At 38.6% G+C, this 10419-nt stretch carries 17 protein-coding genes and 2 pseudogenes; 16 read left to right on the top strand and 3 right to left on the bottom strand.

The annotated features are described in order from the left end of the window. Window positions 1–233, bottom strand: a 233-nt coding sequence (locus tag G622_RS0119400) for a hypothetical protein (protein ID WP_026512035.1), incomplete at its 3' end; no start/stop codon positions are given. A gap of 92 nt (window positions 234–325) precedes the next feature. On the opposite strand from G622_RS0119400, the gene G622_RS23855 reads away from it, so the two are divergent. From G622_RS23855 to G622_RS25510, 5 genes and pseudogenes are all read left to right on the top strand, one after another. Continuing rightward, window positions 326–889 carry an alpha/beta hydrolase gene (locus tag G622_RS23855; RefSeq protein WP_242833032.1) on the top strand — a complete coding sequence of 188 codons (564 nt, stop codon included), beginning with the start codon at window positions 326–328 and terminating at the stop codon, window positions 887–889. 50 nt (window positions 890–939) lie between these two features. Next, complete coding sequence (locus G622_RS0119390) at window positions 940–1152, top strand: DUF3791 domain-containing protein (RefSeq protein ID WP_026512034.1); 213 nt, start codon at window positions 940–942, stop codon at window positions 1150–1152. After that, window positions 1149–1316, top strand: a complete 168-nt coding sequence (locus tag G622_RS25515; protein ID WP_196814247.1) for a DUF3990 domain-containing protein — start codon at window positions 1149–1151, stop codon at window positions 1314–1316. Before G622_RS0119390 ends, G622_RS25515 begins: the two co-directional genes overlap by 4 nt. 11 nt (window positions 1317–1327) lie before the next feature. Continuing rightward, window positions 1328–1552 (top strand): hypothetical protein, encoded by a 225-nt coding sequence (locus G622_RS0119380; protein ID WP_026512033.1) that lies wholly within the window; start codon window positions 1328–1330, stop codon window positions 1550–1552. Window positions 1553–1580: 28 nt separating this feature from the next. Beyond that, window positions 1581–1874 (top strand): annotated as a pseudogene (locus G622_RS25510) (MT-A70 family methyltransferase); the annotation flags it as partial. 43 nt (window positions 1875–1917) lie between these two features. On the opposite strand, the gene G622_RS0119375 reads toward G622_RS25510, so the two are convergent. Continuing rightward, complete coding sequence (locus G622_RS0119375) at window positions 1918–2760, bottom strand: PIN domain-containing protein (protein ID WP_026512032.1); 843 nt, start codon at window positions 2758–2760, stop codon at window positions 1918–1920. 13 nt (window positions 2761–2773) lie between these two features. On the opposite strand from G622_RS0119375, the gene G622_RS27195 reads away from it, so the two are divergent. The 11 genes from G622_RS27195 to G622_RS25495 all read left to right on the top strand — a co-directional run bounded on the left by G622_RS27195 (window position 2774) and on the right by G622_RS25495 (window position 9798). Beyond that, on the top strand, window positions 2774–2938 hold the full coding sequence (locus tag G622_RS27195; protein WP_081675416.1) for a DUF3781 domain-containing protein: 165 nt from the start codon (window positions 2774–2776) through the stop codon (window positions 2936–2938). Continuing rightward, entirely contained in the window at window positions 2935–3789 is an 855-nt protein-coding gene (locus G622_RS0119370; RefSeq protein WP_026512031.1) for a hypothetical protein, read from the top strand. Before G622_RS27195 ends, G622_RS0119370 begins: the two co-directional genes overlap by 4 nt. Before the next feature lie 38 nt (window positions 3790–3827). Beyond that, complete coding sequence (locus G622_RS0119365; RefSeq protein WP_044958164.1) at window positions 3828–4514, top strand: MBL fold metallo-hydrolase; 687 nt, start codon at window positions 3828–3830, stop codon at window positions 4512–4514. Between the two features lie 41 nt (window positions 4515–4555). Then, window positions 4556–4828 (top strand): hypothetical protein, encoded by a 273-nt coding sequence (locus G622_RS0119360; protein WP_026512029.1) that lies wholly within the window; start codon window positions 4556–4558, stop codon window positions 4826–4828. An 87-nt stretch (window positions 4829–4915) separates the two neighbouring features. Further along, on the top strand, window positions 4916–5500 hold the full coding sequence (locus G622_RS0119355) for a TetR/AcrR family transcriptional regulator (RefSeq protein ID WP_026512028.1): 585 nt from the start codon (window positions 4916–4918) through the stop codon (window positions 5498–5500). Between the two features lie 129 nt (window positions 5501–5629). After that, window positions 5630–6121, top strand: coding sequence for a GNAT family N-acetyltransferase (locus G622_RS0119345; RefSeq protein ID WP_044913979.1), 492 nt, complete (start codon window positions 5630–5632; stop codon window positions 6119–6121). 4 nt (window positions 6122–6125) lie between these two features. Next, the gene (locus G622_RS0119340) at window positions 6126–6575 is read left to right on the top strand and encodes a GNAT family N-acetyltransferase (protein WP_026512026.1); all 450 of its coding nucleotides are present in this window, start codon (window positions 6126–6128) and stop codon (window positions 6573–6575) included. A 101-nt stretch (window positions 6576–6676) separates the two neighbouring features. Further along, complete coding sequence (locus G622_RS23850; RefSeq protein ID WP_081675414.1) at window positions 6677–7270, top strand: GNAT family N-acetyltransferase; 594 nt, start codon at window positions 6677–6679, stop codon at window positions 7268–7270. Beyond that, the gene (locus G622_RS26650) at window positions 7254–8072 is read left to right on the top strand and encodes a GNAT family N-acetyltransferase (RefSeq protein WP_242833031.1); all 819 of its coding nucleotides are present in this window, start codon (window positions 7254–7256) and stop codon (window positions 8070–8072) included. The genes G622_RS23850 and G622_RS26650 overlap by 17 nt, the downstream gene beginning before the upstream one ends. Before the next feature lie 10 nt (window positions 8073–8082). Further along, window positions 8083–8520, top strand: a complete 438-nt coding sequence (locus tag G622_RS0119325; protein ID WP_026512024.1) for a GNAT family N-acetyltransferase — start codon at window positions 8083–8085, stop codon at window positions 8518–8520. 33 nt (window positions 8521–8553) lie between these two features. After that, entirely contained in the window at window positions 8554–9798 is a 1245-nt protein-coding gene (locus G622_RS25495; protein WP_081675413.1) for a tyrosine-protein phosphatase, read from the top strand. 372 nt (window positions 9799–10170) lie between these two features. Here the strand turns inward: G622_RS25495 and G622_RS26265 are convergent. Beyond that, window positions 10171–10419, bottom strand: a pseudogene (locus G622_RS26265) (IS4 family transposase); the annotation flags it as partial.

Raw genomic sequence — 10419 nt, 5'->3', positions numbered from 1 at the left:
ACAGTCTGTTCGAGCGAAATATATCCGTCTTCTACAAGTATTCCAGAATGATCATAAGGATCGTAGACATATTTTATCTCATAGTGAACTGGAGTGGGTGACAATTCATCTCTTATCCGACGAATCAGCCTTGCTTTTATGAATTCTTTTGATTGATCAAAGCACTCATTTACATATTCAGCAATTTCGTCTACATGAGAATTCACATACTCTACGCATTTCGAATTATTCATTTGTATTTTTCCTTTATGTTTAATACATAGATTATATATTTATTCTATGTGTTTGTCAAAATAGAAAAAGGCTTCATCCCACAGGCAAGCCTGTGGGTTTTCGCCTACGTTGCGCCAAAGTTTACTTTATAACAGCAAACGGAAGAAGGATTCCGCTGCTGATATTGAGACCCATAAATGAACCTTCAAATGCGCCGGGAGTTATGTGGATTCATGGTGGTGGATATATGACAGGAATGAAAGAGATGGCCTATATTGGACGGGCAGCGGATCTTGTGAGAAATCATGGCGCTGTAGTTATAGCTCCGGGGTATCATTTGTCGCTGTTTCATCCATATCCTACAGCTTTATATGATTGCTATGCCACACTCTTGTATATTAAAGACCATGCTAAAGAACTTGGAATAAACCCAGACCAGATAATGGTTGGGGGAGAGAGTGCGGGAGGTGGATTAACTGCAGCCATCTCAATGTTGGCAAGAGATAAGGGCGAAGTAAAAGTTGCTTTTCAGATGCCGCTATATCCAATGATAGACAATTATGATACAGATAGTTCTAAAAATAATCATTCCAAGGTATGGAATACAAAAAGAAATCATCAGGCATGGTCGTATTATTTTCAAAGAAATGACATTCTTTTAGAAAAGATTGTATAATTAAGGAGAAGAAAACAGTTGCATTATCAAGAAAGTAGTGGGTGTGCATAATGATAAATGAAATTCTGTATATGGAAATAAGGTTAGTAGGTGCTTTTAGCGAAAGATATAAGCTTACCAGGGCGGCTGCAAACAGAATTTTTACAAAATATAATATCTGGCAGTACATAGAGTCATGCTATGATGTTTTTCATGTTAGTGGAGATGACTACAATTTGGATGATATATGTAATGTTTTGAAGCGGAAAGGGGCAGCTCTATGAAATTAAAAGATGGGATGCTTCTTTACCATGGTAGTTATACGAGTGTTGAAAACATTGATTTGAACCAGTGCATGAATGGCAAAGATTTTGGCAAAGGTTTTTATCTTACAAGTGATCCTAAGTTTCCTTACAGAATATGCGGTTGGCTGTTTGGAGTTTCATGAGGCAAGGAAATATGTCATCTGATAAAATGAATGCTTGTGCTGATATGGTTCTTACTAATGCTATTGAAGACATGGCAATGGAAGAGAATATCTCAATTGATGAAGCAAGAAATAAGCTTTTGGATTCGGATGCTTGTAAATGTTTGTACGATTTTGATTCAAAGTTATGGATGGAAGGTTCTGACTATTTTCTTGATTTTTACAGAATGATTGAAAATAAACAGCATATCTCCTAGATTTTGAGCTTACTGATGCTGCGCCGCCAAGCAAAATAAAAAATCGGATTCCCTTTTCTGGGGCATGGGCTACTGGACAAGATCCAACGCTGAGGTGTGCCTCCTTGCAACCAAAGGACATCCGAAGCGAATCGACTCAGCGGTTCATTAGGTGATTATCAGCCACATCGAAGAGCATAGTAAGAAACCAGCAGAGACTCGTGGGCGGATTGTGAGACTTGTGGGAGATGTTCCCCGTGTGGAACTGTTTACCCGGCAGAAGACTCCAGGATGGGATACCTGGGGGAATGAAGTTGAAAACGATCTGTCTCTTGCAGCATAAAAACAGCGAGGGATAAACCCTCGCAGGATCGATCAGCTCTCCTTTATTTGATTTTGTCTAAGATTTTTATATGAGCCTTGATCAGAGTATAGTATTTCTCACTAGCATCTTTTCCGTATTTGGTCTGCAAGGAAGACCGAAATGAATTGAGATTCTTTTTCTTCTTCCAGGTTTCAGTTACAAATTTCGGAAAATCAGATGGCATTGCAGTCTTGCCCTTGGCATGTGCAAAAACTATCTGACAGTAAGATTTCTGTTTGTCTGCAAGGTTCTTCTTTTTGTGGTTCTCAATGTAACTGTTATAAGTCGCATTAGACTTAAAAGCATTGTAATAGGTGACGCCCTGTTTTCCGTAAATCTGGTGCAGCGACTCGTGAAGTGGTTGCAGCTGATCCCGCCCTAAGATATAGAGGATCTCTTTTGCCTCATCCGGGATTCCATCGTCCGGGATTTCAACGGGCTTGGGCATAACAGTTTCTATATCAACAGGATCTGGTTCATCTTTTTTATCGGAGGACTGTTGTTTCTGCATACAGGCCTTTCCGGTGATACGCTTTAATGCAATTCCTCTGTATTTCCAGTACTTAACAACTGCATCATAGCCAGTGTCATTGGTAACGATAATGTATTCATCATCCCCAATGTCATGGACCTGGTATCCAAGCTCTGTACATAATTGGAAATCAAGTGCATTGTTACCCTCGCAGCATTCGATGAATGTCACATCCTTAGGAGACTTCTTAAGTGTGATCAGATTTTTATAATTCATATGCGGACTTTTCGCAGTATAAAAAACAAGAATCTCATCTTCTTCTGCAACAGTATCAAGCAGAGATATCCAATTATCCCCGACATTTTCACTATCAATAAAATATCTTTTGCTCATATATATACCTTAGCTGATCGAACGACTATATTATACAATAGGATATGTAGGTGGCTCACTAATATTTGATGAAGTCGATGTTGTCGAGTGGTGCAAGTCAAAGATAATGTCAGAAAAGGCAGAGGTAAGCAGGCAGGGAAAGAATTGGTATATTTCTACGGAGGACTATAAGGAATGAACACGATTTTGGAATATGCTCAAAGGAATAAATCCTCTTTTGAGATGGGAGGAGTCTCATCCAATGAAATTCGTTTTTTTACATACGAGGGAAAAAGATATATTTTAAAGACTCCCTTAATGACAAGAGATGATTTTTCACCGTTCTGGACAATGATGAGAAAGGTGTTTGGTTATTCGGTAAATGAGCAGAATTCAAGTCTTCATAATATCTACAATACTTTGAAGGCTAACCCTCACATAAAAGTGGCTCCGTTTGTAGCAGCCAATGAAGATGCAAGCGTTTTTGAGTTTGTTGAAGGAACAGCATGGGATAATGATTTTTTTCCAAAGGGAAAGAAAAACGCTTATACTCTGGGGCAGTTTATTGGATATAATCACAGGACAAAGTACGATTATTCCGGACTTTTGGGCGTTTCAAAAGGAGATTTATTTTTTGAGAATGCCAGAAGATATATTGAAGATTGTATTAGCGAGCATTGGAGTGGGGATGATGATGCAGATAAAAAGGTCAGGGGTTGTTACGAGCAGATAAAGGATAAAAAGCTTTCAAACAGTGGGAATTCTCTAATTATGGTCGACATCTGCGCGGATCAGTTCTTGTTTTGCGATGAGAATATTGTAGCGTGTGTTGATTTAGATGCGTATGTGATTGGACCTGTAGAATGGGAGCTTAGCTTTCTTCATTACCAGGTTGAGGACTGGGATGAATTCAAGGCGGGATATGAGACATATTGTGAGATGCCGTCGTTTGAGGAAGTGAGTAAATTATTCTTTTTGCTTATGGCACTCAGTTCATACGATAACAAAGCAGCAATTGATGGCTACTGGGCTGCTCTATTAGAGGAATGATATAGAAATCGAAATCAAGAAAGAGAATTGGTGTGAAGATGCTGAAAAGATTATCGGATAGAATCTGGTACTATCCCATGGAAGAAGAGCGAGACAGGCCTAATCTAGGATATATACGTGGAGATAACTGGAGTCTTGCTGTTGATGCGGGCCATTCAGAGGCACATACCAGGGAATTTTATGAGGCATTGGAAGAGAATGGTTTACCGCTTCCAAAACTCACTGTGATCACGCATTGGCACTGGGATCATACATTTGGAATGCATGCGGTAAATGGGCTTTGTCTTGCTAATGAACGCACGAATGAGTATTTGCTTGATTTCAAGCGTAGGCTATCTCAGGAAGGGAACGAGTTCTTCCTGAACATGCATGAGAGCATACGTAATGAGTATTCATATAACAAACCGGTGATAGTAACGCCGGCAGACATTGTTTTTCATGACAGCATGGTGTTGGATGCAGGCAATTGCCCAATTAAGATTTTTCAGGCTGAATCACCTCATACAGATGATTCGACTCTAATTGAAATTTCCCAAGAAGGAGTTTTGTTTGTTGGGGACGCAACCTGTGGGTCATTTCCTGAATGGAAAAAGAATCCTGTACTGAGTAAGAAATTATCCGAAACCATAATGAAATCAGAGGCGGCTATTTGCCTTGAAGGACACTGGGTTCCAGTTCCGAAAGAGGATACAATTCGAGATCTGTTAGAGGAAGTGGATGAATAAAATGAAGATGGTTCCGGGCTTCTACAACGGATATTGATAGTTTGATTTTTGCCTCTTCTTCAATGAAGGATGCAATAAATACCGTAGGCGACAAAAATGGACTGCCAACAGGTTGGATCAATGAGGAATTCAGAAAAACAAGTTCATACACTGAGAAGATCAGGCAGTATTCCAAGCATTATAAGCTGTTTGCAAATATTCTAGAAGCGAGGATGCTTCCTTCCGAGTACGATGTAGCAATGAAACTTGCGTCATTGAGACCGTACAAGTATGATATGTCAGATGCTGTCGATAAATTCAAATTGACAAGATAATTTATATTGCACTTTATACTTGAAATAGCTAACATTGTTAGTATAATATTAACTAACAATGTTAGCTATTTTTGATTAGGAGATGTTATGCCAAGAACAGGATTATCTAAAGAAGAAATAGTAGAAAAAGCTGCAGAACTGGCCAACGAAAAGGGGCTGTCTTACTTGTCGGTTACTACACTGTCAGAATATTTAGGAATCAAGAAGCCGTCATTGTACAACCACATGAAGACCATAGAAGATATGCACAGAAGTCTTATGATATATGGGTGGCAAACTGTATCGGAAGATGTTGTCAGAGGAATTGATTCTTCAGATGAAAAAGCAAATCTATTTGAGTACGGAAAAAAGTTCTATAAGTTTGCAATGGAGAATCCTGGCGTATTTGAAGCGATGCTCTGGAATAACAAATACTCAGATGATGCGCTGCTTTCTGCCACAGAAGGATTATATTCTTTTTTCTTCAAGCAGACAGATGGCTTAGGGATAGATCGTGAGATCGCTAATCACTTGCTTCGAACATACAGGGCTTTTCTTGAAGGTTTTATTATGCTTCAGATTCATAATTCCTTTGGAAATCCAATATCATTGAAAGAGAGCTTTGAGATATCACTGAATGTGATGATATCCGGGATGGATGGGTATAGAAATAAGAGGGGTAATAAAAAATGATTGAGTTCAGAAATGCTGAGGTGTCTGATGCAGAGTTGGTTGTAGATATATATAACGCTGCGTTTTTTGATGATTATGTAAGGTATAGATAGTTTTCGATTTTGACGAAGGTGCCGGAGGTAAAGTTTCATGTGTGAAGAGCGTAAGTGGAAAAAGGATATACATATTCAACTTGCAGATATGAAATATCTTGATAGCTGCATAGACATTTTGCAAAATTCTGATTTAGGAAGAGCGTATTTTAGCGATCATGAAAAGGCAACTAATATGCTTACATATGCAGTGGAACAAAAAAACGTATATGTAGCACTGGATGAAAATGAGAAATGTTTAGGATTTATTTACTACATGACAAATGGTGTTTTTGGAAGCTGCCCTTATCTTCATATTGTTGCTGTAAAGGAAGAATACAGGAGTTATGGTATCGGTAGACAGCTGATGAAGTATTTTGAAGATAATGCTTCTGATTCTCCTTCAGCAAAATATTTTTTAACTGTAGATGATTTTAACCCGAGGGCAAAGAAATTATATGAAAATCTGGGATATAAGTCTGTTGGAGAACTAACTGATTTTTATAAAAATGGGATTAACTGCTATCTGATGATGAAAAGAAGGGGGTAAAGATATGAGCCTACAATTTGTCAAAGCAAGCACTTCTGATGCTTTGACACTTAATGGAATATCTAAAAGAGCCTTTGATAGCGATGTTTTGGTTGGAGCACCGTCAGCTGGTGGGCCACCTGGATATATGTCTGTTTCTTATCACACAAAGATGGCCAGAACAAATCATTTGTATATGCTCACGGACAATGGACTAATTGTTGGCGGTGCGATTCTGTTTTTGGAAAAAGACAAGTTGAACATTGGAAGGATCTTTGTAAGCCCAGAGCATTATCGCAAAGGCTATGGAGTCTACATGATGCATGAAATTGAGACAATGTTTTCAAATGTAAAGGAATTTGTATTAGATACGCCCATTTGGAATGTCAGAACAAACGCCTTTTATACCAAGCTGGGATATGTGGAAGTGAGTCGGGATAATGAATTCATTTATTATATTAAGAAATGTGAGTGATGAGGGAGAAGAACCTTTATCCGTGTAGATGAACAGAAAAAGAAAGAAAAGCATAAAGGACATTAAGAAAAACGGCTGTGGGGATTGAGGTGATGTTGTAATTGATAAAAATCGAATTATTATCAGAGACAAATTTCTGTTTAGAAGCATTAGATTCATATAACAGAAAACAGAATGTAAATAAAGTATATCGAAGAATAGACGGAGAATATGCATTAGTAGAATGCAAATATACCGAAGATTGGGACTTAAGCCAAAAGCGTTCTGTGGCAAAGCAAATAAGCAGTGATGATTATATTACATACATCGCATTAGAAAATGATACAGTTGTTGGCTTTATTGGGCTATTAAAGAAACTAAACGGTCCTTACATGATTCTTGATATGATGCAGGTATCTTCTGAATGCAGGGGCCAAGGTGTTGGCAGACGATTATTTGAATTGGGAAAAGCGGAAGCAATAAAAGCTGGTGCACAGGCTTTGTACATATCTGCCTGTTCTTCTGAGGAGACGATTGCATTTTACAGAGCAATGGGAAGTGGTCTGGCAAGCATTCCTATAAAAGAACTTGCTGAAAAGGAACCATATGACCTTCAGATGATCTGTCCTGTAATAGACTGCGACAGATACTCGGAGATGAAACTGACAGAGAATATGATTCGTTGGGCTGAATGCAAACATGTCAGCCCGCTATGAACTGGTTAAGCGAACAGAGAAGGAATTCATCAGAGTAAGGACGAGAAAGTATCTTGTGCCATCAACAATCGGCCTTCTGGTTTTCGGCTGGGTTCTTGGCTATTACAACATGCTGATGTCCGGTGCTTTTAATTCCATGAACAACGTACCAGGGCCAATCCTTTTCCTGATAATGGCGGTCAGCGGATGGCATCTGCATACATTATGTCCGTCCCTTGCTCCTGTCATCGTATACCTGTTGGTTGCAATAGCAGCATTCGCAGGCTCCTACCTTCTGTATGAGATCATGAGCCGCATACCTTTCATAAGGTGGTGTGTTCTGGGAATAAAAAAGGAGAAGATGAAAATGATTGATATAAGAATTGCTACAAAAGATGATATAGACTGTCTGATGAGTATTCGCCTTGAGATGCTTACGGTAGTGAACAACCTACCAGAAAATTATGAACATTCAGATGAAGTGATAAATGAAAGTCGTGATTACTTTTTAAATGGAGATCAGATGACTGTTCTGGCTAGCGACGGAGATAAAGTTATTGGTTGTGCATCCATGAGTTTTATCAGGATAATGCCAACCTTTGCGCACCCTACAGGAAAAAGAGCTCATCTTATGAATGTCTACACAAGAAGTGAATACTGTCGTCAGGGAATAGCGCGAAAAATGGTTGAAATGCTGATCGAGAAAACATGGGAAAAAGGTGCAACGGAGATCAGTCTTGATGCAACCGCAATGGGAAGACCACTCTATGAAAGTATGGGCTTTACTGATTCTACAGAATGTATGGTACTGACAAATCTGTAGGAGGAATAGTATGAGAGAAATAACACCGAACGAGGTAAGCAAACTGTACGATTGTATTCGTGAGTTATCAGACTATCACAATACAACTTCTGTGAATTTCAAAGGATTTTATCCTTTAAATCCATATGAAAAGATCCTGGAATCATTTGAGGCTGCATTACGAGAGAAAAAATCCTATATTGCAGTCACTGAAATTGAAGACCGGATTATCGGCTTCTGCAAAGTCGATATTAAAGGAGAAATCGGTATACTGGACTATTTGGTGGTAAAAGAAAAATTCAGGGGAAAAGGTTTTGGAAAGGAACTCATGGACTGGGCGATGCTAGTGTTTGACCAAAACAATGTCAGACATATCGAAGTTAAAGTGGTTGATGGCAACAAGGCGATTCATTTGTATGAAAAGTATGGTTTCAAAATGAAATCTCACATATTGGGGATTGAGCGATAAATTGGAATATTTTTTTTGGAAAATGGATAGCATATGGGAACATTATTACAATCAACATTAAATACAAGGGCACTACCCACAGGAAATCTACGTTATATACGAAGCGATTATCCCGGAAAACTTACAGATCAGGAAGTGAAGTGGCTTCTTCAAAATGATATAACAACGGTCGTTGATCTGAGAGAAGAAAAAGAATATTTAGCTAAACCCTGCAGACTTGAGGATGAAGAAGGCTTTGTCTATTATCATTTACCGGTGACCGGTGCAGACACACCTAATTCACCTGATGCTGTTGCAGAAACTTATCTTGCTATGATGGATGAACATATGGATAAGATCATTCATACAATAATGAATGCGGATAGCAATGTACTATATTTTTGCAGTGCCGGAAAAGACAGGACGGGCGTGGTTTCAGCGATCATACTGAAGAATCTTGGTATAAGCGATCAAAGGATCATAGATGATTACATGGAAACGAAGGACAATCTGATGGGATTTTTGACTTCATATGTGGCAGCACACCCGGAAGTTAATTTAAATACCATAGTCCCGAATGAGAAGAACATCAAAAGGGTTCTGGAGATTCTCACATACAGAGAAGTTCAGAAGATAGCTAAGGATACTATCGAATACATAATAGATGAAATAAAGCCCGGAATGCCACTTAAAGAAATACGCTTTCTGTGTGAAGAGAAGATGCGAGAACTTGGTGCAGATTCTTTCTGGTACTATGATATCGGAGCATTTGTTTTTGCAGGTGACGAGACAACGGTCTCAGTTTCCGGAAGGGAATATATTACTTCGGAAAGATATATTGCAACGGATGATATTATCACTATAGATCTCAGTCCTCAGGTGGAAGGAACGTGGGGAGATTATGCAAGAACTGTTATCGTCCAAAACGGTAAAGCTGTTCGATCATATGACACAATCATGAACGCTGAATGGCGCAGAGGTGTTGAAATGGAAAAACGACTCCATAACAGGATGATGGAAATCGTACGGCCTGAGATGACATTTGAAGAGCTATATTATCAGATGAATGAGTTCATTCAGACAGAGGGCTACATCAATCTTGATTTTATGGGCAATCTCGGACATTCCATAGTTCGTAAGAAAGAAGACAGGATCTATATTGAAAAAGGGAACAGGACGAAACTTGCAGATGTCAGTCTTTTTACATTTGAACCCCATATCAGTGTCAGTGGATCAAAGTATGGCTATAAAAGAGAAAACATCTATTATTTCGATAAAGAGGGATTAAAAGAACTATAAGAAGACTACTCGCATGTTATCTTGGATTTGTTACTCAGGCTATATGTGCAAATTTTGTTCCTCTATTGTTTATAACATTTCACAATATCTATTGTTGCTGGATTATTGGAAAAAGAAACTTTGCCTTTACGGTGGGATCGTGGTTCTGATTGTTTTGATTCTGATTTCTGTGATCTCCCGTATCAGCTACAGGTTCATGTTTGTTTGGATGCCCTATAGTTTTAGTGTGATGATCATTAGTATATTGGCATTTGCAATTTGGCTTATTGCCCGGGGAAGGGAAGAAAAATGATTTAAATAACTGAAACTTCGCAGTTACAAAACTGCGGTTGAACCTTGATAATTCAATAAAAATTGGCAATTAAGTACCAATCATGCTGCCTGAAGATGACGTTGCATGGATGGTGTAAGTGCAGATACAAACTTGTCTATCATTAAAGATATTTTTTCTTCATCGAGATCAAATTCTTCTATCATCATGTTTGAGAAAATCTCCATAATGATGTTAAAAGCATAGATGAATGTTACATCGGCCACCTCATCCATGAAGTATGCAAACAACTCGCCTAAAGTTCGAGAATCTTCTGATTCGCGATTTTCTACTGCAAGCATCATGTATCG

The organism is Butyrivibrio sp. LC3010 (genome assembly GCF_000424385.1).
GTDB lineage: Bacteria > Bacillota > Clostridia > Lachnospirales > Lachnospiraceae > Butyrivibrio.
This window is presented reverse-complemented; position numbering and strand designations above follow the sequence as displayed.

Coding starts and splice junctions, on each gene's coding strand:
- G622_RS0119390 (WP_026512034.1), top strand. CDS start 940: ATGATAAATGAAATTCTGTATATGGAAATAAGGTTAGTAGGTGCTTTT.
- G622_RS25515 (WP_196814247.1), top strand. CDS start 1,149: ATGAAATTAAAAGATGGGATGCTTCTTTACCATGGTAGTTATACGAGT.
- G622_RS0119380 (WP_026512033.1), top strand. CDS start 1,328: ATGTCATCTGATAAAATGAATGCTTGTGCTGATATGGTTCTTACTAAT.
- G622_RS0119375 (WP_026512032.1), bottom strand. CDS start 2,760: ATGAGCAAAAGATATTTTATTGATAGTGAAAATGTCGGGGATAATTGG.
- G622_RS0119370 (WP_026512031.1), top strand. CDS start 2,935: ATGAACACGATTTTGGAATATGCTCAAAGGAATAAATCCTCTTTTGAG.
- G622_RS0119365 (WP_044958164.1), top strand. CDS start 3,828: ATGCTGAAAAGATTATCGGATAGAATCTGGTACTATCCCATGGAAGAA.
- G622_RS0119355 (WP_026512028.1), top strand. CDS start 4,916: ATGCCAAGAACAGGATTATCTAAAGAAGAAATAGTAGAAAAAGCTGCA.
- G622_RS0119345 (WP_044913979.1), top strand. CDS start 5,630: ATGTGTGAAGAGCGTAAGTGGAAAAAGGATATACATATTCAACTTGCA.
- G622_RS0119340 (WP_026512026.1), top strand. CDS start 6,126: ATGAGCCTACAATTTGTCAAAGCAAGCACTTCTGATGCTTTGACACTT.
- G622_RS26650 (WP_242833031.1), top strand. CDS start 7,254: ATGTCAGCCCGCTATGAACTGGTTAAGCGAACAGAGAAGGAATTCATC.
- G622_RS0119325 (WP_026512024.1), top strand. CDS start 8,083: ATGAGAGAAATAACACCGAACGAGGTAAGCAAACTGTACGATTGTATT.
- G622_RS25495 (WP_081675413.1), top strand. CDS start 8,554: ATGGGAACATTATTACAATCAACATTAAATACAAGGGCACTACCCACA.